Origin of the sequence: Acetobacter malorum, from assembly GCF_002153605.1 — a bacterium.
Classification (GTDB): Bacteria; Pseudomonadota; Alphaproteobacteria; order Acetobacterales; family Acetobacteraceae; genus Acetobacter; species Acetobacter malorum_A.
This window is the reverse complement of sequence record NZ_JOPG01000005.1, coordinates 191,023-214,134: the sequence shown is the minus strand read 5'-3', so window position 1 is coordinate 214,134 and position 23,112 is coordinate 191,023. Positions and strand designations below refer to the sequence as shown.

Here is a 23,112-nt window from a genome sequence, read left to right as displayed (position 1 = left end):
GATGAAGCATTTCCCTCTCCGTCCGTCTTCTCGCCGCCTGAGTATCCTGCTGGCACCGCTTGTTCTGACAGGCTGCATGGTCGGCCCCACCTACAAGCGCCCGTCCGCCATTGTCTCACCGCAGTTCAAGGAACTGCGCCCGGCACCGGGCTGGAACTATGCCAAACCCGCGCTGGCGGAGCTGCCCAAGGGCACATGGTGGACCATTTATAACGACCCCACGCTGAACGAGCTGGAAGCGCAGGTCGCGCTGAACAACCAGAACGTGCTGGAGTATGACGCCCGCTACCGGAACGCCCGTGCGACCATCAACTCGGTGCGCGCTCAGCTTTATCCGACGCTCAGTGGCTCACTCTCCTTCAACCGGCAGAGTTCGGGCCGTGGCTCACGCTCTTCGGGCACCATCATCAATTATGGCGGGGATGGCTCATCCTCCTCGGGCTACACCCCGTCGAACACGACGGAAAACACCTACGGCATGGGGCCCACGGCCTCGTGGGATCTGGATCTGTGGGGCAAAATCCGCCGCCAGATTCAGGCTCAGGTGACGGAAGCGCAGGCCAGTGCGGCGGATCTCGCTAATGCGCGCCTGTCCTATCAGGCGCAGCTGGCCACGGCGTATTTCAACATGCGCTATCAGGACAGCCTGCATGATCTGCTGGAACGGAACGTGAAGTTCTATGAACGCTCCTACCAGATCACCAAAAACCAGTATGATGCCGGGACAGCCACGCCGACCACACTGCTACAGGCACAGACCCAGCTGGAACAGACCCGCGCCCAGTCCACCGCCACACAGGCGGCCCGTGCGCAGTATGAACACGCCATTGCCATTCTGATTGGCAAGCCCCCGGCGGAAGTTTCCATCGCCCCCGGCGCCCTGCCCCGAAGCGTGCCCGCCATTCCGGTGACGGTCCCTGCGGACCTGCTACAACGCCGCCCGGATGTGGCTGCGGCTGAGCGCCGGATGGAAGAATATAACGCCCAGATTGGCGCCGCCATTGCCGCCTTCTACCCGGACGTGAAGCTCACCGCCTCCTATTCTTATAGCGGGGACCCGGTGGGCACGCTGGTGCAGGTGGCTAACCGAATCTGGTCTTTGGGGGCCTCGGCCACGGAAACCTTGTTCTCCGGTGGCAGCCGCACCGCTGCCGTGCATGAAGCCAACGCCAATTACGACTATTACGTCGCCACCTATCGTCAGGCCGTGCTGACGGCACTGCAAGGCGTGGAAGATCAGCTGGCTAACCTGCGCGTGCTGGCCCAGCAGGCTGACCAGCAGGATGTGGCCGTCAAAGCCTCCAACCGCGCCGTTACTGTGGCATTCAACCAGTATATGGCGGGCACAGAGATTTATACGACCGTCATCACCTCGGAAGTCACAGCGCTTTCCAATGCGGAAACCGCGCTCCAGATCCAGCAGAACCGGATGCTGGATTCCGTGACGCTGATTGAAAATCTTGGCGGCGGCTGGGATGCGTCCGAACTCCCCAGCAAGAATTCCATGCAGACGGATAATCCGTTCCTGCCGTCTTTCATTCAGAAAGATAAAAACTGAGGTTACAAAAAAAGCCCCTCTCCTTTCGGACAGGGGCTTTTTTATTACAGCGGACTGAACCGCTTATCGGGTGAGTGACCGGCCTGCCAGCAGAGCAATGACCAGGAACACCACGAACAGAACAATCGCGATAAAGAACAGAATTTTTGCCATGCCGGCAGCAGCGGAAGAAATACCGCCAAAGCCGAACAGACCCGCGATGATAGAGATAACCAGAAAGAAAAGCGCCATTTTCAGCATGTACGTACGTCCTTATATGTTTTGAACCAACGAGCCCGTTGGCTTCTTTAAATCAGGATTTGCGGGCAATCACGGCGCCCAAAATAAAGCCAAGCAGGCCAGCGGCTGAGGCAGCAATCACAGGCTGATCCGCAACGCAGTCCCGCACCGCATCTAGTGCGGCACAGCCCTTGTTGCAGGACGTGACATCTTCCGCCTGATCTTTCGCCTTGTTTAAAAGACTTTCAGCACCGTCCTGCACGCGGCCAATGCCTTCTTCGAGTTTGTGCTCAACCGTTTTTTCGTCGCTCATAGGAAACCCTCCCCTTACTCATGACTCCTCATAACGCACTCTTGCGCAGAGAGATGCGTCATGACGGCACTTTCTTGGAAAAAAATTAAATTTCCGCAGAACGCCAGTAAGGAGCGCCACCGGGGTCCGGTTCGCCTGCAATCATCGCCCGCAGCCTGGCCGCATACATTCTGAAAGCTGGCGAGTCCGGCGTCTTTTGCTCAGCCCCAATCGTCAGCTCTCCGGTAATCCCGGCAGGAGAGCCAGACAGCACGACAATACGGGTCGCCAGCTTCAGGGCTTCCTCAATATCATGGGTGACAAACAGCACTGTCTTATGGGTCTGCTGCCAGATCCGCAGCAGCTCATCCTGCAGGCTATTGCGTGTAATCGGGTCCAGCGCGCCAAACGGTTCATCCATCAGCAAGAGGTCGGGGTCCACGGTCAGCGCCCGTGCCACCCCCACACGCTGCCGCTGGCCACCGGAGAGCCGCTTGGGCCAGCGATCGGCCGCCTCTTCCAGCCCGACCAGCCGCAAAGCGTCCAGAGCGCGCTCCCGCTTTTCCTGCCGGTTCAGCCCCAGCCCTTCCAGACCAAAGGCAACATTCCGCAACACCGAGCGCCAGGGCATCAGCCGCGCATCCTGAAAGACAAGCGCCTGCGCCCGGCGCTTGCCAGCAGAGCGGCCTTCGGCTGCCCCCACATCATCCTGCGGACCAGTTACAGAGCCTTCGGACGGCTTGCTCAGCCCCATCAGCACCCGCAGCAGCGTGGACTTCCCCACGCCAGACGGCCCCAGCAGGGCGACAAACTCCCCTTTGTGCAAATTCAGGCTGACGTGCCGCAAAATGAACGTCTCACCGCCATCATGAGAGAGGCCGACATCATCCAGCCGCGCCAGCGGCATCGCCTCACTCATGCCTGCCACCGCAGCACACGCAGGCGCACAAAGCCGAAGAGAAAATCCGTCACTGCATACAGAAGAGCCATAGTCAGCATATAAACTACAACAACATCAGTCGCCAGAAGGCTGGACGCCTGCATCATCCGCGCGCCAATACCCGGCACACCAAACAGCTCCGCCGCCACAACAGACATCCAGCCCTGCCCCAGCCCGGTTCTGAGCCCGGCCATCACACCCGGCGCGGAGGCTGGCAACACAACCTTGAACAGACGTCCGAAAAAGCTGCCATGCCCGAAGGCCGAGGCCAGTTCATACAGTTCCGGGTCCACACTCCGCACCGCCGCGTAAGCCGCGTAGAAATTGATCCAGAATACGGAAATGGCGATCACAAAGGTCGCCCCGGATGTGTTCAGCCCAAACCACAAGATGGCAAACGGCACCCATGCCAGCCCCGGCACGGGCCGCAGCAGATGCACAATCCCGGCCAGAAACGCATCCAGCACTGGCACCATGCCGCACAGCAGCCCGATCAGCGCGCCCAGCACCGAGCCGAACAGCAGCCCCAGCGCATAATGACTCAGGCTGTCCAGAATGGCCTGTTGCCAGAACCCGCCATGCACTTCATCCAGCCAGGCCTGCCACAGGGAACTTGGCGCAGGCACCATGCCGGACGGCAGGAGGCCGGTGCGGACCGCCGCTTCCCAGCCTCCAAAAAACACAAGCAGACCAAAACCCGACAACGCAACGCGCTGCCGTCGAGAAAGAGCCGCCTTCACGGTTTCAGCTGCCGCCACAGGTCCAGATCAAACAGCTCTTCAACCGGCTGCGCCTTACGCAGAAGCCCCTGCTCGACCTCAAAGTCCTGCACCTGTCGCACGCCTTCGATAATGCGGGTCGGGTCACTCACAAAACGGGAGGCTGAGCCTTCCAGAGCTTTCTTCAAAACATCTTCGCTCAGAATACCGCCACCCAGCGCCTTGGTGACAAACGGAGCGGCTTCATCCGGGTGGGTAGACAGCAGCGTTGTCGCCCGCACAAACAGGCCGCCCAGCACTTTGGCCCATGCCTGACGGTCGGGCGCATCCGGCTTGACAATGGCCAGCACAGAACCGGGCTGGTCCGGCAGCAGGTCATGCCCGCTGGCCAACGTTCTCACGTCTTTCAGGCGGCTGCGTACAACGGTCAGAGCTGGCTCTCTCAGCACAGCAGCATCCACCGCTCCGGCCAGAAAGGCCTGCTGAGCGGCATCAATATCCACCCCGATAATATTCACGGAAGATGCAATGGGGTTAATTCCCTCACGCTTCTGCAGCCAGAACCGCAGCAGGCTGTCCGGCACAGAGCCAGACGGCTGGGCAGCAATACGCGGCAGGCGAGACTGTTCCTGCCTGAACTTCTCAAGGATGCCTTTCAGAGCGTCCGGAGAAAGACCGCCTTCTGTTCCCACAGGCAGCAAAGCGCTCAGCGCGCCGCGTGACACAACTTCCAGTTCTTCGACAGAGGCCGCCGTCACCACCTTAACGTCCGCCCCATGCGCCCGGGCCTGCAACAGCGGCAGAACACCCGCCACATAGGCGTCAATCCGGCCAGACACCAGAGCCTGAATGGCCTGCGGGCCAGAGGTAAAGCGCACCAGATTCAGGTCCAGCCCGGCGTCCTTCGCCCAGCCCTCACCATCCAGCACAAACAATGCGGACGACCCCAGAACCGGGATATAGCCAATCCGCACCGGCGTGCCGGCCTGCGCCGCGCCAGTCAGCGCGGAAAGCGTCAACGCGCCTAAAACCATTAATCGGGAAAACAGCCGTTTCATTTCATCACCACGCTGAGCAAAAGCGTTTAATACCTACACGCAATAGTGAGAAAATCCGATGACCTGTCAATGCCACAATCGGAAATGGAGATTATTCCCTTTTGCCATAGCTGCCGGGCAATCTCGAACTCTGACAAAAAAAGGAGCGCCCGCGATGGGGGGTTGTTCCCATCACAGCACGCTCCTTCCCATGCGGCTCGCACCGTTGAAGAGCAAAAGACCGCGCCCCTCCCTTTCAGGTCACCCTGAAGACGGGAGAAGCACGGCCCTTCACACACCAGACGTCTTTAAACCAGAGCGGCGTTTGCCTTCCGGTTTTTACTGGTTACCGACTGCATGCATCGCGGCTTCACGGTCAGCCTGTGCTTCGCTCAGCTCATCCTTGCGGATCTGCGCGCGGGCTTCCGGAGACACTGTGATCATCAGCGTCAGCAGTGCGGAAACGACATACAGACCGCTGAAGATCCAGATCACGCCTTCAACACCGCGCCAGCCTTCAAACCAGGTCACAATCGCCGGACCGACCCATGTGCTGGCACCAGCACCCAGACCCAGAATGGACAGGGCTGCGGCTTTCTCACGCGGGCAAACCTGCGGCATCAGGCCGGACAGCGGCACGAAGGACGCCAGAGACGCGCCATACAGCACACCCATAGCCGCCGCGATGGGGAAGTTATGCGTGAAAGACAGCGGGACATAATAGAACAGCGGAACAGAGATCGCTGCACCAAGACCGCCACCAATCGCCACAACCGTCCGCGGGCCGAGCTTATCCGCCATCATGCCGGAAAGCAGGTTGAAGATGATGTTGCTCAGGAACACGATGGACAGAAGCTGGAGCCACTGCTCAAGAGAGAACCCGACCAGCTTGGTAAACACACCCGGCATAATCACCAGAAAGGCATATTCAGAAGACGTGTTGATGGTGCGGACAATACCAGCCACCAGCGTCTTCGGCTCTCTCCAGATGATGCTGATGGAGCCAAACATGGCCTGCTTCAGCGTCACGTCCGGCGGGCTGAGGCGCTGCATACCGCGCGGCTCCCGCGTGAACAGCAGAGCCACAAGGCCACCTGCCATCACCAGAATCAGAGATGACCAGAACGTGCCCATTTCCCCAATGCGCGGAATGGCAAAGCTGGCAAAGAGAGAGCCCAGCGTGGGCAGACCACCAGAGAAGGCAAACCAGAACCAGCCAGCAGCAGAGCCAAGCTGACGTGCCGGCGTTGCCGCAGCAATCCACACCAGAAAGCCATAAGCAAACAGCGGGTAGCCCAGACCACGAGCCGTATAGGCCACCATCATCATCTGATAGTTGTTGGGCTGGAGGCCCAGCAGCAGAAACAGGACTTCAAAAACGCCCCAGATCCAGAGGCCGGCCCACATAACTTTCTTAGGGCCCCACAGGTCAGACAGCGGGCCGGAGAGCCAGGAGGAGATGGAAACAGCAACACCGTAAATGGTAAACAGCAGTGCAACGCGTGTGGAGGACTGCCCCTGCCCTTCCAGGTACGGTGCCAGATACCCGGCTTCAACCCCGTCCCCGATCATGAAAAGCAAAAGCCCGACAAAGCCCCAAAGTAAGGGACGTGGGATGCCCATCCTGTCTATTAAGTGTGGTTTTTCCTGCTGAGTTGCTGTCTGCATCTACATGCTCTCCTGACATGCGGTGACGGCACGAAATAAAGACACCTCGCCTCATTGCGGGGGCTTTGGGCACATCACCTTACGGAACCTTGCGGGAGTGCTCGCAAAGGACCGAAAAAAACGATTTTTGGTTGGGTATTCGTCAGACTTCAGACGAAACAGACAGATCCTGAGATCTCACCCATACAGCCGCTTGGACGGAGCAAAACTCAACATCCGGGCTGATAAAAACGCCCACCATAAGCGGGCGCCTCTGCCAGAGTGGCAGAAGAGACCGGCATGAAGAAGCCGGCCTCCCAAATCAAACTCTGAAAGCCTTAGGCTGCCAGATCGTGCGATTCCGTCACTTCCGGACGGGGCCCGCTATCCTGGCCCTTCGCGCTGACATCGCGGTCGACCAGTTCGATCACAGCCATGTCGGCGGCATCGCCATAACGCATGCCAGCGCGCATCACGCGGGAATACCCACCGGTGCGGCCTTTGTAGCGTTCAGCAATCGCAGAGAACAGTTTCTTCACGATCACTTCGTCACGCAGCATGGCATAAGCCTGACGACGTGCATGCAGATCACCACGTTTGCCCAGCGTGATCAGCTTTTCGACGACGGGACGCAGTTCCTTCGCCTTGGGCAGAGTGGTCGTGATCTGCTCGTGTTTGATGAGAGCAACGGCCATGTTGCGAAACATTGCCGCGCGGTGAGAAGAGGTTACGCCGAGCTTTCTGCCGGCCATCCGGTGACGCATAGTTCAGTTCCTAGTCAGTAAGATATGGACTTAGAACGGCTCATCAAGCCGCTTTGCCAGATCTTCAATATTTTCCGGCGGCCAGGCCGGCACATTCATACCCAGAGAAAGCCCCATGGAGGTCAGGACTTCCTTGATCTCGTTCAGAGACTTACGCCCGAAGTTCGGAGTGCGCAGCATTTCCTGCTCGCTCTTCTGGACCAGGTCCCCGATATAGATGATGTTGTCGTTCTTCAGGCAGTTTGCGCTACGAACAGACAGTTCAAGCTCATCCACCTTACGCAGCAGGTTACGGTTGAAGGGCAGGTCATCCTGCGGCTCTTCAGCCTGAACCGGACGCGGCTCGTCAAAGTTGATGAACAGCTGCAGCTGATCCTGAAGGATTCGGGCAGCAAGAGCAACTGCATCTTCCGGCGTGATGGCGCCGTTAGTTTCCACCGTCAGCAGCAGCTTATCAAAGTCGGTGACCTGACCAACACGGGTCGGCTCCACTTTGTAAGACACGCGCTTGACCGGAGAATAGATGGCATCAATCGGAATAAGACCGATCGGCGCATCTTCCGGACGGTTTGCAGCGGCAGGGACATAGCCCTTGCCCATGTTCACCACGAATTCCATGCCCAGCTTCACGCCGTCATCCAGCGTGCAGAGCACCAGATCAGGGTTCATGACTTCAATGTCATGCCCGGTCTGGATCTGGCCGGCACGCACTTCACCGGGGCCAGTCGCCGTCAGCACCATGCGCTTCGGCCCTTCACCATGCATACGCAGCGCAAGCTGTTTGATGTTCAGGACAATGTCCGTCACATCTTCGCGCACGCCAGCAACGGAAGAGAACTCATGCAGGACGCCGTCAATCTGCACGGCCGTAACAGCAGCCCCCTGCAGGGAAGACAACAGCACACGACGCAGGGCGTTACCCAGAGTCATACCAAAACCGCGTTCGAGCGGTTCTGCCACAACCGTCGCAATACGTGTCGGTTCCACACCGGATTCGACTTCAAGCTTTTCGGGCTTGATCAGAGATTGCCAGTTTTTCTGAAGGACCAAGGTACCGGCCTTTCAATATGAAAAAACACTGCTGATGCAGCGATTTCTCAGAAAATTAACAGAACAGCGAAAAGACGGCGGCTACTGTTAGGTAGCCGCACAGCCTCAATGCTTAGACGCGACGACGCTTACGCGGGCGGCAACCGTTGTGCGGCACCGGGGTCATGTCACGGATAGAGGTGATGGAAAAACCGACAGCCTGCAGAGCACGCAGTGCGCTCTCACGCCCTGACCCAGGACCGGAGACTTCGATTTCCAGCGTTTCCATGCCGTGTTCGCGAGCCTTGCGGCCTGCGTCTTCAGCAGCAACCTGCGCCGCATACGGCGTAGACTTACGGGAGCCTTTGAAGCCCTGAGCACCAGCGGAAGACCAGGAAATTGCATTCCCCTGGGCATCAGAGATGGTGATCATGGTGTTGTTAAACGTGGACAGAACATGTGCCACGCCAGAAATAATGTTCTTGCGCTCTTTTTTACGAATACGCGGTGTAGCGGCTTTCGCCATTGTTTTCCTACCTCAGTCCCTGCCCAGAAGCCCGCAAAAGCCGTCCGGAGATCCTCAACAAATCAGATTAACGCGTGGCTTTCTTTTTACCAGCGATAGCCACAGCCTTACCCTTACGCGTACGGGCGTTGGTGTGGGTTCTCTGACCATGCACCGGCAGACCGCGACGGTGACGAAGACCGCGATAGCAACCCAGATCCATCAGACGCTTGATGTTCATTGCGACTTCACGACGCAGATCACCTTCAACGCGATAGTCGGTGTCGATCACTTCACGCAGCTTTGCGATTTCGTCATCGCTCAGCTCGTTCACCCGCTTTGCGTCGGCAATGCCGACTTTCTCGCAGATCTGAGCCGCTTTGGTTGCGCCAATTCCGTAAATATACTGAAGCCCGATAACAACCCGTTTGTTCGTCGGGACATTCACGCCGGCAATACGTGCCACGCTTTACACTCCTGTCGGTCCAACTCGCTGGTCGAACACTACTGGCATCCACATGGATGCATGATTTCAATCAGTGGCCGCGAAATATACCGGCCACCCGCACAAGTCAACGAAAACAGATCACTTTTTCGTGAGCTGTCACTTCCCAGCCATGACAGCTTCAATGTCTGCCGTGACCTGAGCGGTCGGAAGCATTCCATTAATTTTATAAAGCCGTCCGGTTTTTTCATAAAAAGGAAGAATCGGAGCCGTCAGATTCCGATACTCCTTCAGGCGCTCCACAACCGTTTCGCGCTTGTCGTCCGCCCGACGCTTGAATTCATGGCTTCCGCACACATCACACTCACCTTCCTTCTGGGGAGGCTTGGAGACTTCGTTGTACGTCGCGCCACATTTGTTGCACGTAAAGCGTCCGGAGATTCGGTCTGCCAGAATGTCTTCATCAACATCCAGAAACAGAACCACATCTATTTTTTTATTTTCGGCTGAGAGCATCTTATCCAGAGCATCTGCCTGCCCGAGCGTGCGCGGGAATCCATCCAGGATGAATCCTTTTGCACAATCAGGCTGCGCAATGCGGGAGTGCAGCATGGCAATAATCAGCTCATCAGGTACCAGTCGCCCGGCATCCATGAGTGACTTCGCCTGCTTCCCGATATCAGACCCCCGGGCAACTTCTGCACGCAGCATGTCACCGGTTGAGATCTGCACCAGACCGTATTGCTCTTCGAGCCGCTTGGACTGCGTCCCCTTCCCGGCACCGGGAGGTCCCAGAAAAATAACGTTCATCGTCTGATAATCCTCTGCTTCTTGCCTCCACGGGAGCGCCGCATAAGCCCCTGATACTGGTGCGCGACAAGATGCGACTGCACCTGCGTCACGGTATCAATCGTGACTGACACGATAATGATCAGACTGGTGCCCCCAAAGTAGAACGGCACGTTGTAACGGCTGATCAAAATCTGCGGCAGCAGACACACAAGAACCATGTAGGCAGCGCCAATCGTCGTCAGGCGCGTCAGAATCTTATCGAAGTAGGTTGCCGTTGCAGCACCGGGACGAATCCCGGGAATAAAGCCCCCCTGCTTGCGCAGGTTATCTGCCGTCTCCGCCGGGTTAAACGTGACCGCCGCATAGAAATACGAGAAGAACACGATCATCGCAGCATAGAACAGCATATAGAGCGGCTGCCCCTGCCCCAGTTCCTCACCCAGAAACGAAAGCCATCCCGGCATAGATTTGCCGTTCATGAAGCCAGAAATCGTTACGGGAATCAGCAGCACAGATGATGCAAAAATCGGCGGGATTACGCCCGCGGTATTCACTTTGAGAGGCATATGGGTGGTATCCCCCCCAAACATCCTCTGCCCCATCTGACGCTTGGGGTACTGGATCACAACGCGTCGCTGTGCCTGCTCCATAAACACGATGAACGTGATAGTCACCGCGGCCAGAACCAAGAACACCAACACGAAAAAGGGTGAAAGCGCACCCGTATAACCAAGCTGGAACAAGCTCGCCATCGCATGCGGCAGGTTCGCCACAATACCGGCAAAGATAATCAGTGAGATCCCGTTCCCAACACCGCGGGAGGTAATCTGTTCACCCAGCCACATCAGGAACATGGTGCCACCCACCAAGGTGATCACGCAGGAAACCAGAAAGAATACGCCGGGATTAACAACCGCAGATCCTGCCGCGCTATGCATATTCTCAAGACCGACGGCAATGCCGTAAGCCTGAAACAAAGCAATAAACACAGTAAGATAGCGGGTGTACTGATTAAGCTTTTTCCGTCCCTGTTCACCTTCTTTCTTCAAGGCTTCCAGAGAGGGAACAGCCGTAGACATCAACTGCACGATAATTGAGGCAGAGATGTAAGGCATGATATTCAGGGCAAAAACAGTCATACGCCCAAGCGCACCACCGGTGAACATGTTGAACATGCCCAGAATGCCACCCTGATGCTGGGCCAGCAGCTGTCCCATAACCGTGGCATCCACACCCGGAACCGGGATGTAAGTACCAAGACGGTAGATGATCAGCGCACCAAGAGTGAACCAAATCCGCTTTTTGAGTTCGGTTGCCTTGGCAAAGGAGCCCACATTGAAGTTGGCAGCCAGCTGTTCGGCCGCGGAAGCCATGCATCCGTCCTTTCACACAAACAGCGCCACCACATAACGCGGGACGCTGTCATGATAGTCTAAGAGTTAACCCAGACCACATCTGGAGACGCACCGGCCAGAAGAACAGTACGAGACTGCCCTTCTGGCCAAAGCATCAGGATGCGCTGGCTTCAGCAGCCTTGGGAGCAACCAGGACCTTGATGGACCCGCCAGCTTTCTCAATAGCCGCCACTGCAGAAGCAGAAGCACCAGACACTTCGAACGTGACAGCGCGGGTCAGTTCGCCTTCAGCCAGAATACGCACACCGGCATATTTGCCAGTGCCGATCAGGCCAGCGTTTTTCAGCGTTTCTTCCGTCACAGCCGCGCCAGCTTCAAGCTTGCCTTCAGCAAAGGCTTTTTCAATGGCACCGAGGTTAATCGGAGCATAGACCTTGCGGAAAATGTTCTTAAAGCCGCGTTTCGGCAGACGACGGTAGATCGGCAGCTGACCACCTTCAAAGCCGTTCAGGGACACGCCTTCACGTGCTTTCTGCCCCTTCACACCTTTACCGGACGTCTTGCCTTTGCCAGAACCGATACCACGACCGAGACGCTTTTTGCGATAACGAGAGCCTTCGTTATCACGCAGTTCGTTCAGATTCATATCAATCCTCCACCTTCACAAGGTGGGCCACCTTACGGACCATACCGCGGGTTGAGGGGGTGTCTTCCAACACCCGCTCACGACCGATCTTGTTCAGGCCGAGACCCACAAGGGTCTCTTTCTGACCAGGCTTGCGACCGTTACCGGACGCAATCTGGGTGACTTTAAAGGTTTTCGCCTCAGACATCTGCAGCCTCCACAGCCGAAGTGGCCTGGTCGCGCTTACCGAAGATTTCAGCAACCTTCTTACCGCGACGGTTGGCGACAGAACGCGGGCTTGCACACCGTTCCAGCGCAGAGAACGTCGCCTTCACCATGTTATGCGGGTTACGGGTCCCGAGGGACTTAGCAACCACATCATTGATGCCCAGGCTTTCGAAGACAGCGCGCATCGGGCCGCCAGCGATGATCCCCGTCCCTGCTTCAGCAGAGCGCAGGATCACTTTACCAGCACCGAAGTGACCAGCCACATCGTGATGCAGCGTACGACCTTCCTTCATCGGTACGCGGATCATGCCACGTTTGGCACGTTCCGTTGCCTTACGGATGGCTTCCGGTACTTCACGGGCCTTACCAGCACCATACCCAACGCGGCCTTTCTGGTCACCAACGACAACCAGAGCAGCGAAGGCAAAGCGCCGACCACCCTTAACAACCTTAGCAACGCGGTTGATGGTTACCAGCTTATCAACCAGTTCATCGCCTTCGCGTTCACGATCACGGCCGCCTCGACCGCCTTCTCTTGGTTCACGAGCCATTACGTGATCCTTTCCTCAGAAGGAGAGACCGCCCTCACGGGCAGCCTCCGCCAGGGCTTTCACGCGCCCATGATAAAGATACGACCCCCTGTCGAAAACAACCTGGGAGACGCCTGCAGCCACAGCACGCTGCGCAACAAGTTTACCAACAGCGCCAGCGCTGTCCTTGTTGGCACCGCTCTTCAGAGACGGACGAAGTTCTTTATCCAGGCTGGAAGCGGCAGCAAGGGTGCAGCCACGCACATCGTCAATGACCTGTGCATAGATGTTCTTGCCAGACCGGAAGACCGACAGACGCGGACGACCACCAGCCTTGCGACGGAGCTGAAAACGCAGGCGAGCACGCCGACGGTTCCGCAGTTCCTGCTGAGTGCTCATTATTTCTTCTTGCCTTCCTTGCGACGAATGGTTTCCGTCTCATAACGCACACCTTTGCCTTTATAGGGCTCAGGCTTACGAAAACTGCGAATATCAAGAGCAACCTGACCAACGCGCTGCTTATCGATACCTTCGACAAGAATAGCTGTCGGACGCGGCGTGGAGATCTTGATACCCTGCGGGATCGGATAAACCACGTCGTGAGAATAGCCCAGGTTCATCACAAGATTAGAACCCTGCACTGCAGCACGGTAACCAGTACCGTTAATCTCAAGAGCCTTTGAGAACCCTTCAGACACGCCTTTGATTGCTGTTGCAATCAGTGCGCGAGTTGTACCCCACATCATACGAGCCTGCGCTGCTGTCCCAACCGGACGCACCGCGACTTTCCCGTCTGAAATTTCCGCCTCAATGTGAGAGGAAAGCGGCAACGCGAGTTCGCCCAGCTTCCCTTTCGCCTTGAACACACCGTCTGCAATCGAGACAGTCACCCCGGCGGGAACATCAACGGGATATTTGCCTACACGTGACATTTATCCCTCCTCAGAACACGCGACAGAGGACTTCGCCGCCAACATTGGCAGCGCGAGCCTCGACATCAGACAGAACGCCACGCGGCGTGGACAGGATCGAAACCCCGAGACCAGCACGCACCCGCGGCAGTTCTTTAATCTTGGAATACACACGGCGACCCGGACGGGACACGCGATGAATTTCCTTAATAACCGGCTCGCCTTCGGAATATTTCAGCTCGATATGGAGCTGAGTAATGCCCTTGCGAATTTCTTCGTGTGAATAGCCACGGATATAGCCTTCACGCTGCAGGGCATCGAGAACATTCGAACGCAGCTTGGAAGCAGGCGACACACAGGACACGTGACGTGCACGCTGTGCGTTACGAATACGGGTGAGCATATCACCCAGCGGATCAGAAAGTGACATTGTGCGCCCTTACCAGCTAGCTTTGACCAGGCCCGGGATCTGCCCGTTTGAAGCCAGATCACGCAGTGCGATACGGCACAGCTCAAACTTGCGGTAGTTACCGCGAGAGCGCCCCGTAAGTTTGCAACGGAGACGCACGCGAACGCGTGAACCATTCCGCGGCAGTTCAGCCAGCTTTAAAGACGCATCAAACCGATCTTCTACAGGAAGCGAGCGGTCCATGACGATGTTTTTCAGCGCCGCACGCTTTTCCTTGTCGCGCGCAGCCATGCGTGTCCGCTTGGCATTACGCGTGATGGCAGAAGTCTTAGCCATATATTTTTATCCTCCGGAACCCTTCGAAAACCTTCGACGGTTTTCCAAGACAACAACACCTGGTGACAGGTAACCTATTTCACTCAGGCAGCAAAGGGCAGATCGAATGCTTTGAGAAGCGCCTTAGCTTCAGCATCCGTCTTTGCACTGGTCACGAACACCACGTCCATCCCACGAACTTCGTCTACTTTATCGTAGTCGATTTCCGGGAACACGAGCTGCTCTTTCAGACCGAGAGCAAAGTTACCGCGTCCGTCAAATCCCTTATTGGCCGGCAGACCACGGAAATCGCGAATGCGGGGCATTGCGATCGTGACCAGACGATCAAGGAATTCGTACATCTGCGCACGGCGCAGCGTAACTTTACAACCAATCGGCAGACCTTCACGGATCTTAAAGCCCGCGATTGCTTTTTTAGCAACAGTCTTGACCGGCTTCTGACCTGCAATCAGCGTCATTTCAGCAAATGCAGCGTCCAGTTTCTTCTGGTCGCCCGCAGCTTCACCAACGCCCATGTTCAGGACAATTTTTTCCAGCCGAGGAACCTGCATGATGTTTTTGTAACCGAACTGCTCGCGCAGCTTGGCACGCAGTTCGGCTTCATAACGTTCCTGCATACGAGGAACGGAACGAACGCCCTTAGACTCACTCATTCTCGCCCCCTCAGCCTTCAATCACTTCGCCGGTTGCTTTCGCAACACGAACTTTCCGTCCGTCTTCAAGAACACGGAACCCAACGCGGGTCGGCTTCTTGGAGGCCGGATCGATCAGTTTCAGATTTGACAGGTGAATCGGGGCTTCACGCGTGATGATGCCGCCTTCCTCACCCATGCGCGTTGCTTTCTGGTGGCGCTTGATCATTGCAACGCCACGCACAATCGCACGATTTTCAGCCGGACGGACGGAAAGAACTTCACCCTGGGTTCCCTTGGAGGAACCGCTGATGACAACAACCGTATCGCCTTTTTTAATGCGAGCAGCCATTTATAGAACCTCCGGCGCCAGAGAGATAATTTTCATGAACTTGCGCGCACGCAGTTCACGAACAACCGGGCCGAAGATACGGGTGCCGATCGGCTCCTGCTGCTTGTTAATCAGCACAGCAGCATTCTTATCAAAGCGGATGGCGCTCCCGTCGGGGCGACGAACCGGATAAGAGGTACGCACGATAACAGCTTGGTGTACGTCGCCTTTTTTCACCTTCCCGCGGGGGATGGCTTCCTTGACAGACACGACGATCACGTCGCCGACCGAGGCGGATTTCCGTTTGGAACCGCCCAGCACCTTGATGCACTGCACCTGACGCGCACCAGAATTGTCGGCCACGTCGAGGTTGGTCTCGGGATGGATCATGATCTAGATATCCTTACCTTACGCCGACACGCCAGCGGAGGACGCATCAACAACCTCACCGTTGCGTGCCACCACGGCCCACGTCTTGCGCCGGGAAATCGGTGTGCATTCGATGATGCGCACGGTATCGCCCACTTTGCAGACATTCTCTTCATCATGCGCTGCATATTTCTTAGAGCGACGGATGAACTTCTTATACAGCGGATGCATGACGCGACGATCGACAAGAACCGTAACGGTCTTGTCCATCTTGTCGCTAGTCACACGTCCGGTAAGGACGCGCCTTGGCATCGTCCAACTCCCTTCAGGAAATGGCAGCAGATGTTTTCGCACCTGCCGCAGACTTCTCAGTATTCTGCGCGACGATCGTTTTGATGCGCGCAATTTCACGACGGACCACACGAATGCGGCTCTGGCCTTCGTTCTGCCCGGTTGCCTGCTGGAACCGGAGATTGAGCTGTTCGCGCTTCAGTTCGAGCAGAAGCGCGTTCAGTTCATCGGCCGTTTTGGCACGCAGGTCAGCGGGCTTTGTTGCCTTCGCCATCTTACGCATCTCCAATTCGGGTCACAAATTTCGTCTTAATCGGCAGCTTTGCTGCACCGAGAGCCAGCGCTTCACGCGCGATCTCGGGCGGCACGCCTTCGATTTCAAACAAAATGCGACCGGGTTTCACACGGGCCACCCAGTATTCGGGAGATCCCTTGCCCGACCCCATACGCACTTCTGCAGGCTTTGTCGAGACCGGAAGGTCAGGGAAAATACGAATCCACACGCGACCTGCACGTTTCATCGCCCTGGTGATAGCCCGACGAGAGGCTTCAATCTGCCGTGCGGTGATACGTTCGGGCTGAAGAGCCTTCAGACCGAACGTACCGAAGTTGAGCGTCGTACCGCTTTTGGCCAGGCCGTGAATACGACCTTTGTGAGCCTTACGGAATTTAGTTCGCTTCGGAGAGAGCATTGTCTTCTATCCTTCGCCTCAGCGCTGAGGGGCCTGCTCGGCCGCCCGGCGGTCCTGAGCCAGTGGGTCATGGGCCAGGATCTCACCTTTGAAGATCCACACCTTCACACCGCAAGCGCCATACGTGGTCTGTGCAGTAGCCGTCCCATAATCAATATCAGCACGGAGCGTGTGCAGCGGCACACGACCTTCACGATACCATTCGATACGAGCGATTTCTGCGCCACCCAGACGACCGGAACAGTTGATCCGGATCCCCTGTGCGCCCAGACGCATAGCGGACTGCACAGCGCGCTTCATGGCGCGACGGAAAGCCACACGACGTTCAAGCTGCTGAGCAATGTTGTCAGCCACCAGAGTTGCGTCGATTTCCGGCTTGCGGATCTCAACAATGTTGAGAGCCACTTCCGTGCCGGCCATTTTTGTCAGTTCTTTGCGCAGAGCATCGATGTCCTGACCTTTTTTACCGATCACAACGCCCGGACGAGCCGCATAAATCGTCACGCGCGGCTTTTTAGCCGGGCGTTCGATCACAACGCGGGATACACCAGCACCAGACAGCTTGCGACGAAGGAATGCGCGCAGCTTCAGGTCTTCGTGCAGCAGGCGAGAATAGTCGGAGTCAGCGTACCAACGGCTATCCCAGGTGCGATTGATTCCGAGCCGCAGCCCGATTGGATTGACTTTATGTCCCATACGTCAGGCCGCCTTCTGCTCAGGAGAAGCTGCTTCGGGCTCCGGAGCCCGTTCGGCAACAACAATCTTCAGATGGCTGAAGAATTTTTCCACACGGGCGGAACGACCACGGCCACGCGCGTGGAAACGACGCATGACAATAGACTTTCCGACCTCAGCCGTCTTCACAACCAGCTGGTCAACGTCCAACTGATGATTGTTCTCGGCATTAGCAATCGCGCTTTCCAGGGTCTTTTTGACTTCCTGGGCAATGCGACGCTTGGAGAACGTCAAGGTTGCGACAGCCTGAGACGCAGGCTTGTTGCGGATCAGACCCGCAACAAGGTTCAACTTGCGGGGACTAACCCGGATGTTGCGCGTAATTGCCTGCGCTTCTGTTTCCGCGAGCGTGCGCGGATGCTTCGGCTTGCTCATCTTAGCCCCGCTTCGACTTCTTGTCGGCACCATGCCCGTGGAATGTACGGGTGGGAGAAAATTCGCCGAACTTATGTCCGACCATGTTCTCCGTCACCTGCACGGGCAGGAACTTCTGACCATTATAAACACCGAACGTCAAACCAACGAACTGCGGAAGGATCGTAGAACGACGTGACCAGATCTTGATCACTTCATTACGACCCGACGCGCGGGACGTTTCAGCTTTGCTCAGCAGATACCCGTCGACGAACGGGCCTTTCCAGACGGAACGTGCCATCTTCTATTGCCCCTTACTTGCCGGTCTTCCGACGACGGATAATCAGACTGTCCGTACGCTTGTTGACCCGAGTTTTGTAACCTTTGGTAGGCTTGCCCCACGGCGTAACCGGATGACGGCCACCAGAGGTGCGGCCTTCACCACCACCATGCGGATGGTCGACCGGGTTCATCACAACGCCGCGGTTATGCGGACGACGACCCAGCCAGCGCGCACGGCCAGCCTTACCCATGTGCTGGTTCATGTTGTCCGGGTTGGAGACAGCTCCAACCGTGGCCATGCATTCCCCACGCACAACACGCAGTTCACCAGACTGCAGCTTGATCTGCGCATAGCCGGCATCTTTACCGACCAGCTGTGCATACGTCCCGGCGGAGCGGGCCAGCTTGCCACCGGCGCCCTGCTTCAGCTCGATGTTATGCACGATCGTGCCAACCGGGATGGATGCCAGCGGCATCGCGTTACCCGGCTTGATGTCGACGCGCGTGCCAGCGATGACATTGTCACCAACTTTCAGACGCTGCGGTGCCAGGATGTAAGCCAGCTCACCGTCTTCGTACTTCACCAGCGCGATGAAGGCGGTACGGTTGGGGTCATATTCCAGACGCTCAACCGTGCCCAGCACGTCAAATTTGCGACGCTTGAAGTCGACATAACGGTAAGACTGCTTGTGCCCGCCGCCACGGAAACGAGACGTGGTGCGACCGTTATTGTTACGACCGCCCGTCTTGTTTTTGCCTTCCGTCAGCTGCTTGACCGGCTTGCCCTTCCAGAGGTCGGAACGATCGATCAGAACCGTACCACGAAGGCTCGGCGTGACGGGATTAAAGTGCTTCAGTGCCATTTGTTCCTACCCCACGTCACGCCAGTTTGGCGGTAAGGTCAATGGACTGACCTTCCGCAAGCTGGACGAACGCCTTCTTGATATCAGAACGCTGCCCCAGACGCCCTTTGAAGCGCTTGGTCTTGCCCTTCTGGACAAGTGTGTTAACGCCAACAACTTTGACGCCAAACAGTGTTTCCACAGCCACTTTGATTTCAGGCTTGGTTGCAGAGATCGCAACCTTGAATGCAACCTGATTTTTTTCTGAAAGCGCAGTCGCTTTCTCGGTGATCAGCGGAGAACGAACAATGTCGTACATCGCTTCCCGAGAAAGACGCTCGGCTTTCTTGCGCAGCGCAAGAACGTTCGTCATGCCAGGCGCTCCTTCAGACCCTCGAGGCCAGCCTGCGTAATAGCCAGGACCTCGTGATTAAGAATGTCATAAACGTTGGCACCGATTGTCGGCAGGACATCAATGCGCGGCAGGTTGCTTGCAGCGCGCAGGAAGCCTTCATCAACAGCGGCGTCAACAATCAGGGCAGACGTCCAGCCAAGCGTTTTCAGCTTTGCAGCCAGCTCGCTCGTGCGAGCCACGCCAGAAGCAGACTGAAGGACAACCAGCTTGCCTTCTTTTGCTTTCTGGGACAGCGCAGAAATCAGACCCAGACGACGCACCTTCTTGGGAAGGTCGTAGCCATGATCACGCACAACCGGACCATGGACAGCGCCACCGGTACGATACTGCGGTGCACGAAGAGAACCCTGACGGGCGCTACCGGTGCCTTTCTGGCGGTACGGCTTTTTGGTCGTGCCGGACACTTCGCCCATGCCCTTGACCTTATGCGTACCAGCACGGCGCTTAGCCAGCTGCCAGTGCACAACACGCGCCATGATGTCATTGCGCGGTGCTACGGAGAACAGCGCCTCGGGGAGCGTTGCAGAACCTGCGGTGCCGTTATCAAGCGTTTTGATTTCGATTTCCATGACCTCAGCCCTCCGCCGTCACGAGAGCGGCCGGGTAAGGCGCATCGACATGGCGGGCTTTTTTAATCGCATCACGGACCAGAACGACACCGTTTTTAGCTCCGGGAACGGAACCACGGATCATGATCAGGTTCTTTTCCGGATCGATCGCAGCAATTTCAAGATTCAGCGTGGTAATACGCTCATCGCCAAGGTGACCAGCCATCTTCTTGTTCTTGAAGGTCTTGCCGGGATCCTGACGGTTACCGGTAGAACCGTGTGAACGGTGAGAGATGGACACGCCGTGGGAAGCTTCCAGACCGGCAAAGTTCCAGCGCTTCATGGCGCCTGCGAACCCTTTACCCTTGCTGGTGCCCGTCACGTCGACTTTCTGCCCCACAACAAAGTGAGCAGCGGACAGAGAAGCACCGATATCCAGCGTAGCGTCGTCAGCTACACGGAATTCAGCCAGCTTCTTCTTCGGCTCTACCTTTGTGCGGGCAAAATGGCCGCGGTTCGGCTTAGAGACATTTTTTACCTTGGCTTTGCCCATACCAAGCTGAACAGCTGTGTAGCCATCCCGCTCCTGAGTGCGGACATCAACCACCTGCACGGAATCCACATGCAGGACGGTAACGGGCACATGTGTGCCATCTTCCTTGAACAGTCGGGACATGCCCAACTTTTTTGCGATCAATCCGGTGCGCATCGTCTGGACCTTAAAGTTTGATCTCGACATCCACGCCAGCGGCGAGGTCGAGTTTCATGAGAGCGTCCACGGTCTGCGGAGTCGGCTCGACAATATCGAGCAGGCGGCGATGAGTCCGAATTTCGAACTGTTCGCGGCTCTTCTTATCCACGTGGGGGGAACGGTTCACTGTAAACCGCTCGATATGCGTCGGCAGCGGGATAGGACCCCGAACCCGCGCACCCGTACGCTTCGCCGTATTGACGATCTCTTTCGTGCTGTTATCGAGAACACGATGATCGTACGCCTTCAGGCGAATGCGGATGTTCTGGTTGTCCATTGTTTCTTAGTCCAACACTTTACTGGTCCGGGGTAACCCGGCCGCCAAGTAAGACCCCGGCCGAAGACTCAGCCGGGGCCATCCAGTCCTAGGCTTCTAACCGATTACTCGGTGATAGAAGCAACCACGCCGGCACCAACGGTGCGGCCACCTTCGCGAATAGCGAAACGCAGGCCTTCATCCATGGCGATCGGAGCGATCAGCTCAACATCCATGGCGCAGTTATCGCCAGGCATAACCATTTCCGTGCCTTCCGGCAGGTGAACAACGCCGGTGACGTCGGTCGTGCGGAAATAGAACTGCGGACGATAGTTGGTGAAGAACGGCGTGTGACGGCCACCTTCATCCTTCGTCAGGATGTAAGCTTCAGCTTTGAACTTCTTATGCGGGGTGATGGAACCCGGCTTAGCCAGAACCTGACCACGCTCAACGTCTTCACGCTTCGTGCCACGCACCAGCGCACCGATGTTATCACCAGCTTCACCACGATCGAGCAGCTTGCGGAACATTTCAACGCCCGTAACGGTCGTCTTAACGGTGTCCTTCAGGCCGACGATTTCGACTTCGTCACCCACGTTCACAACGCCACGCTCAACACGGCCCGTCACCACGGTACCACGACCGGAGATGGAGAACACGTCTTCGATCGGCATCAGGAACGGACGGTCAACCGGGCGTTCCGGCTGCGGGATGTAGGAGTCAACCGCATCCATCAGATCCTTAACGCGGTTTTCACCAACTTCCGGATCACCATCTTCCAGCGTTACCAGAGCGGAACCCTTGATGATGGGGATATCGTCGCCAGGGAACTGATAAGAAGACAGAAGTTCACGAACTTCCATTTCAACCAGCTCAAGCAGTTCCGGATCATCAACCTGGTCAACTTTGTTCAGGAAGACAACCAGAGCCGGCACACCGACCTGACGAGCGAGCAGGATGTGCTCACGAGTCTGCGGCATCGGGCCATCAGCTGCGGAAACCACGAGAATAGCGCCGTCCATCTGCGCCGCACCCGTGATCATGTTCTTCACGTAGTCAGCATGTCCGGGGCAATCGACGTGTGCGTAGTGACGCTTGTCGGTTTCATATTCCACGTGAGCCGTGGAAATGGTGATCCCACGAGCGCGCTCTTCCGGAGCCGCATCGATCTGGTCGTATGCTTTAAAGTCAGCACCACCAGCTTTTGCCAGCGTCTTCGTGATAGCAGCCGTCAGAGACGTCTTGCCATGGTCAACGTGGCCGATGGTGCCGATGTTGCAGTGCGGTTTATTCCGCTCAAATTTAGCCTTAGCCATTTCTCTACTCCATACCCCGAAAACTTATCGGGATGCAGTTTTTAATAAGTCCGCCCCCACTCCACAAGGAGTGAATGCCACACCTAAAAGATTACCAGCGATAGTGGCTGAATGCCTTGTTGGCTTCGGCCATACGGTGGGTATCTTCACGCTTCTTAACAGCAGCGCCACGGTTGTTCACAGCGTCCATCAGCTCGTTGGACAGCCGGTCCTGCATGGTGTTCTCGCCCCGCTTGCGGGAAGCGTCGATCACCCAGCGGATGGCCAGCGCCTGACGGCGCTCAGTGCGAACTTCAACAGGCACCTGATAGGTCGCACCACCAACGCGGCGAGAGCGAACTTCTACTGCAGGCTTAACGTTATCCAGAGCATTGTGGAACAATGCGACCGGATCTGCAGAAGCTCCACTCCGGCGAACCATCGCCTCGAGAGCTCCATAAACAATCCTCTCCGCAGTGGATTTTTTGCCATCATACATCAGAGCGTTCATGAAACGCGTAATGACAATATCTCCGAACTTCGGATCAGGAAGAATCTCACGCTTAACAGCGCGGTGACGGCGGCTCATACCTTAACTTCCTCTTACTTCGGACGCTTCGCGCCGTAGAGCGAACGCCGCTGACGACGCTTAGCAATACCCTGGGTATCCAGGACACCGCGAAGGATGTGATAACGCACACCCGGAAGATCCTTTACACGACCCCCACGGATAAGCACGACGCTATGTTCCTGAAGGTTATGACCTTCACCCGGAATATAACTCACCACCTCATAGCCGTTCGTCAGACGCACCTTTGCAACTTTACGCAGTGCGGAGTTCGGCTTTTTAGGCGTCGTCGTATAAACACGGGTGCAAACACCACGTTTCTGGGGGCAACTCTGCAGCGCGGGCACTTTGTTGCGCTTGACTGCAGGCTTGCGCCCCTTGGCAATGAGCTGGTTGATGGTCGGCATGCG

The 23,112-nt window shown here is 56.7% G+C and carries 37 protein-coding genes; 1 reads left to right on the top strand and 36 read right to left on the bottom strand.

The features are described 5' to 3' along the window. Position 1: 1 nt before the first annotated feature. Complete coding sequence (locus HK23_RS02775; protein ID WP_086652767.1) at positions 2–1,558, top strand: efflux transporter outer membrane subunit; 1,557 nt, start codon at positions 2–4, stop codon at positions 1,556–1,558. 63 nt (positions 1,559–1,621) lie between these two features. On the opposite strand, the gene HK23_RS02770 is transcribed toward HK23_RS02775, so the two are convergent. The 36 genes from HK23_RS02770 to rpsL all read right to left on the bottom strand — a co-directional run bounded on the left by HK23_RS02770 (position 1,622) and on the right by rpsL (position 23,109). Further along, positions 1,622–1,798, bottom strand: a complete 177-nt coding sequence (locus HK23_RS02770; RefSeq protein ID WP_043552281.1) for a DUF1328 domain-containing protein — start codon at positions 1,796–1,798, stop codon at positions 1,622–1,624. 52 nt (positions 1,799–1,850) lie between these two features. Then, positions 1,851–2,090, bottom strand: a complete 240-nt coding sequence (locus HK23_RS02765; RefSeq protein ID WP_086652766.1) for a hypothetical protein — start codon at positions 2,088–2,090, stop codon at positions 1,851–1,853. 85 nt (positions 2,091–2,175) lie between these two features. After that, positions 2,176–2,997: an ABC transporter ATP-binding protein gene (locus tag HK23_RS02760; protein ID WP_179193767.1), complete on the bottom strand. Its 822-nt coding sequence runs from the start codon at positions 2,995–2,997 to the stop codon at positions 2,176–2,178. After that, complete coding sequence (locus HK23_RS02755) at positions 2,985–3,638, bottom strand: ABC transporter permease (protein WP_306300678.1); 654 nt, start codon at positions 3,636–3,638, stop codon at positions 2,985–2,987. The genes HK23_RS02760 and HK23_RS02755 overlap by 13 nt, the downstream gene beginning before the upstream one ends. Before the next feature lie 107 nt (positions 3,639–3,745). Then, the gene (locus tag HK23_RS02750) at positions 3,746–4,786 is read right to left on the bottom strand and encodes an ABC transporter substrate-binding protein (RefSeq protein ID WP_086652763.1); all 1,041 of its coding nucleotides are present in this window, start codon (positions 4,784–4,786) and stop codon (positions 3,746–3,748) included. A gap of 318 nt (positions 4,787–5,104) precedes the next feature. Further along, on the bottom strand, positions 5,105–6,433 hold the full coding sequence (locus tag HK23_RS02745) for an MFS transporter (RefSeq protein ID WP_063908092.1): 1,329 nt from the start codon (positions 6,431–6,433) through the stop codon (positions 5,105–5,107). 317 nt (positions 6,434–6,750) lie between these two features. Continuing rightward, positions 6,751–7,176 (bottom strand): 50S ribosomal protein L17, encoded by a 426-nt coding sequence (gene rplQ, locus HK23_RS02740; RefSeq protein WP_043552274.1) that lies wholly within the window; start codon positions 7,174–7,176, stop codon positions 6,751–6,753. Positions 7,177–7,206: 30 nt separating this feature from the next. Then, positions 7,207–8,226, bottom strand: a complete 1,020-nt coding sequence (locus HK23_RS02735) for a DNA-directed RNA polymerase subunit alpha (protein ID WP_043552272.1) — start codon at positions 8,224–8,226, stop codon at positions 7,207–7,209. A gap of 112 nt (positions 8,227–8,338) precedes the next feature. Next, the gene (gene rpsK, locus HK23_RS02730) at positions 8,339–8,731 is read right to left on the bottom strand and encodes a 30S ribosomal protein S11 (protein WP_006557780.1); all 393 of its coding nucleotides are present in this window, start codon (positions 8,729–8,731) and stop codon (positions 8,339–8,341) included. Positions 8,732–8,798: 67 nt separating this feature from the next. After that, a complete protein-coding gene (rpsM, locus tag HK23_RS02725; RefSeq protein WP_025826479.1) occupies positions 8,799–9,176 on the bottom strand; it encodes a 30S ribosomal protein S13 in 378 nt (125 codons plus the stop codon). A gap of 138 nt (positions 9,177–9,314) precedes the next feature. Next, positions 9,315–9,965 (bottom strand): adenylate kinase, encoded by a 651-nt coding sequence (locus tag HK23_RS02720; RefSeq protein ID WP_086652762.1) that lies wholly within the window; start codon positions 9,963–9,965, stop codon positions 9,315–9,317. After that, complete coding sequence (gene secY / locus HK23_RS02715) at positions 9,962–11,320, bottom strand: preprotein translocase subunit SecY (protein ID WP_063908090.1); 1,359 nt, start codon at positions 11,318–11,320, stop codon at positions 9,962–9,964. Before secY ends, HK23_RS02720 begins: the two co-directional genes overlap by 4 nt. A 136-nt stretch (positions 11,321–11,456) precedes the next feature. After that, positions 11,457–11,948 carry a 50S ribosomal protein L15 gene (rplO, locus tag HK23_RS02710; protein WP_063908089.1) on the bottom strand — a complete coding sequence of 164 codons (492 nt, stop codon included), beginning with the start codon at positions 11,946–11,948 and terminating at the stop codon, positions 11,457–11,459. A gap of 1 nt (position 11,949) precedes the next feature. Beyond that, positions 11,950–12,135: a 50S ribosomal protein L30 gene (gene rpmD, locus HK23_RS02705; RefSeq protein ID WP_043552264.1), complete on the bottom strand. Its 186-nt coding sequence runs from the start codon at positions 12,133–12,135 to the stop codon at positions 11,950–11,952. Further along, complete coding sequence (gene rpsE, locus HK23_RS02700) at positions 12,128–12,706, bottom strand: 30S ribosomal protein S5 (protein WP_043552262.1); 579 nt, start codon at positions 12,704–12,706, stop codon at positions 12,128–12,130. Before rpsE ends, rpmD begins: the two co-directional genes overlap by 8 nt. A gap of 15 nt (positions 12,707–12,721) precedes the next feature. Further along, positions 12,722–13,084 carry a 50S ribosomal protein L18 gene (gene rplR, locus HK23_RS02695; protein WP_043552261.1) on the bottom strand — a complete coding sequence of 121 codons (363 nt, stop codon included), beginning with the start codon at positions 13,082–13,084 and terminating at the stop codon, positions 12,722–12,724. Further along, complete coding sequence (rplF, locus tag HK23_RS02690; RefSeq protein WP_061509092.1) at positions 13,084–13,617, bottom strand: 50S ribosomal protein L6; 534 nt, start codon at positions 13,615–13,617, stop codon at positions 13,084–13,086. The genes rplR and rplF overlap by 1 nt, the downstream gene beginning before the upstream one ends. 10 nt (positions 13,618–13,627) lie before the next feature. Further along, positions 13,628–14,026 (bottom strand): 30S ribosomal protein S8, encoded by a 399-nt coding sequence (rpsH, locus tag HK23_RS02685; protein ID WP_025826465.1) that lies wholly within the window; start codon positions 14,024–14,026, stop codon positions 13,628–13,630. 9 nt (positions 14,027–14,035) lie between these two features. Beyond that, entirely contained in the window at positions 14,036–14,341 is a 306-nt protein-coding gene (rpsN, locus tag HK23_RS02680) for a 30S ribosomal protein S14 (RefSeq protein ID WP_025826462.1), read from the bottom strand. Between the two features lie 83 nt (positions 14,342–14,424). Then, on the bottom strand, positions 14,425–14,994 hold the full coding sequence (rplE, locus tag HK23_RS02675) for a 50S ribosomal protein L5 (RefSeq protein ID WP_043552255.1): 570 nt from the start codon (positions 14,992–14,994) through the stop codon (positions 14,425–14,427). A 10-nt stretch (positions 14,995–15,004) separates the two neighbouring features. Next, the gene (gene rplX / locus HK23_RS02670; protein ID WP_043552253.1) at positions 15,005–15,325 is read right to left on the bottom strand and encodes a 50S ribosomal protein L24; all 321 of its coding nucleotides are present in this window, start codon (positions 15,323–15,325) and stop codon (positions 15,005–15,007) included. Further along, the gene (gene rplN / locus HK23_RS02665) at positions 15,326–15,694 is read right to left on the bottom strand and encodes a 50S ribosomal protein L14 (protein WP_006557767.1); all 369 of its coding nucleotides are present in this window, start codon (positions 15,692–15,694) and stop codon (positions 15,326–15,328) included. An 18-nt stretch (positions 15,695–15,712) separates the two neighbouring features. Continuing rightward, entirely contained in the window at positions 15,713–15,985 is a 273-nt protein-coding gene (rpsQ, locus tag HK23_RS02660) for a 30S ribosomal protein S17 (RefSeq protein WP_043552251.1), read from the bottom strand. A gap of 13 nt (positions 15,986–15,998) precedes the next feature. Next, on the bottom strand, positions 15,999–16,238 hold the full coding sequence (gene rpmC, locus HK23_RS02655; protein ID WP_061509090.1) for a 50S ribosomal protein L29: 240 nt from the start codon (positions 16,236–16,238) through the stop codon (positions 15,999–16,001). Position 16,239: 1 nt separating this feature from the next. Continuing rightward, positions 16,240–16,656, bottom strand: coding sequence for a 50S ribosomal protein L16 (rplP, locus tag HK23_RS02650; protein ID WP_025826454.1), 417 nt, complete (start codon positions 16,654–16,656; stop codon positions 16,240–16,242). 18 nt (positions 16,657–16,674) lie between these two features. Further along, complete coding sequence (rpsC, locus tag HK23_RS02645; protein WP_043552247.1) at positions 16,675–17,352, bottom strand: 30S ribosomal protein S3; 678 nt, start codon at positions 17,350–17,352, stop codon at positions 16,675–16,677. Positions 17,353–17,355: 3 nt separating this feature from the next. Then, positions 17,356–17,766, bottom strand: coding sequence for a 50S ribosomal protein L22 (rplV, locus tag HK23_RS02640; RefSeq protein WP_043552246.1), 411 nt, complete (start codon positions 17,764–17,766; stop codon positions 17,356–17,358). A 1-nt stretch (position 17,767) separates the two neighbouring features. Continuing rightward, positions 17,768–18,046, bottom strand: a complete 279-nt coding sequence (rpsS, locus tag HK23_RS02635) for a 30S ribosomal protein S19 (protein ID WP_025826448.1) — start codon at positions 18,044–18,046, stop codon at positions 17,768–17,770. Positions 18,047–18,059: 13 nt separating this feature from the next. After that, on the bottom strand, positions 18,060–18,890 hold the full coding sequence (gene rplB, locus HK23_RS02630; RefSeq protein WP_043552244.1) for a 50S ribosomal protein L2: 831 nt from the start codon (positions 18,888–18,890) through the stop codon (positions 18,060–18,062). Between the two features lie 16 nt (positions 18,891–18,906). Beyond that, positions 18,907–19,242, bottom strand: coding sequence for a 50S ribosomal protein L23 (locus HK23_RS02625; protein WP_063908086.1), 336 nt, complete (start codon positions 19,240–19,242; stop codon positions 18,907–18,909). Further along, positions 19,239–19,853 (bottom strand): 50S ribosomal protein L4, encoded by a 615-nt coding sequence (gene rplD / locus HK23_RS02620; RefSeq protein ID WP_043552241.1) that lies wholly within the window; start codon positions 19,851–19,853, stop codon positions 19,239–19,241. The genes HK23_RS02625 and rplD overlap by 4 nt, the downstream gene beginning before the upstream one ends. A gap of 4 nt (positions 19,854–19,857) precedes the next feature. After that, positions 19,858–20,541, bottom strand: a complete 684-nt coding sequence (gene rplC / locus HK23_RS02615) for a 50S ribosomal protein L3 (RefSeq protein WP_043552239.1) — start codon at positions 20,539–20,541, stop codon at positions 19,858–19,860. Positions 20,542–20,551: 10 nt separating this feature from the next. Continuing rightward, positions 20,552–20,860, bottom strand: coding sequence for a 30S ribosomal protein S10 (rpsJ, locus tag HK23_RS02610; RefSeq protein ID WP_007282720.1), 309 nt, complete (start codon positions 20,858–20,860; stop codon positions 20,552–20,554). A gap of 104 nt (positions 20,861–20,964) precedes the next feature. Beyond that, entirely contained in the window at positions 20,965–22,155 is a 1,191-nt protein-coding gene (tuf, locus tag HK23_RS02605) for an elongation factor Tu (protein ID WP_063908085.1), read from the bottom strand. Between the two features lie 91 nt (positions 22,156–22,246). Next, positions 22,247–22,723 carry a 30S ribosomal protein S7 gene (gene rpsG / locus HK23_RS02600; RefSeq protein ID WP_043552235.1) on the bottom strand — a complete coding sequence of 159 codons (477 nt, stop codon included), beginning with the start codon at positions 22,721–22,723 and terminating at the stop codon, positions 22,247–22,249. 14 nt (positions 22,724–22,737) lie between these two features. Further along, complete coding sequence (gene rpsL / locus HK23_RS02595) at positions 22,738–23,109, bottom strand: 30S ribosomal protein S12 (protein WP_025826436.1); 372 nt, start codon at positions 23,107–23,109, stop codon at positions 22,738–22,740. Positions 23,110–23,112: the final 3 nt, after the last annotated feature.